Source organism: Bradyrhizobium algeriense, from assembly GCF_003062295.1.
Taxonomy (GTDB): domain Bacteria; phylum Pseudomonadota; class Alphaproteobacteria; order Rhizobiales; family Xanthobacteraceae; genus Bradyrhizobium; species Bradyrhizobium algeriense.
Genome location: NZ_PYCN01000253.1, coordinates 1 through 462, shown reverse-complemented (window position 1 = coordinate 462; position 462 = coordinate 1). Strand labels below are relative to the sequence as shown.

The 462-nt window shown below is 62.3% G+C and carries 1 pseudogene; it reads right to left on the bottom strand.

Annotated elements, in window-relative coordinates:
* Positions 1 to 430 (bottom strand): annotated as a pseudogene (locus C7G61_RS43385) (glycosyl transferase family 1); the annotation flags it as partial.
* Positions 431 to 462: the final 32 nt, after the last annotated feature.

Genomic DNA, 462 nt, shown 5'->3' with positions numbered 1-462 from the left:
AACCCCAATGGCAGATGTCCCAGATAACCTGGGTACCAGTATCGCGAGCCGCCCGAAGCTGAGGCAGAAAGCTCGACCAGTCGTAGTGACCGGGCGTGCTCTCGATCAGATGCCAGCGGAGACCGTCGCGCACGGTGCGGATTCCATGCTCCGCCAGCATCCTGTAATCGGCCTGCGCATGTTTATCGTGGCCCGTGGCTGCGATCAGGTCGAGCCGCCGTCCATGCTGGTGTCGGTGGGTTGAGCACTCAAATCCGCCGATCAGAAAGCTGGCGAACAGGTCGGAGCGGATGTTGCAGAGAGCCTGCGGCGGGAGGCGGGCCGCGTAGCTTCTGAGGGCTTGGTGGAGCTTCCGTTCATTGTCTGCGGCACGGTCTCCACCAACGATCGCGCTGGCTTCAACGGCCCTGTCATTCTCCAGGTCCTGCATTACCTGCTCCCGGGTTTGGCACTCGGATCCTC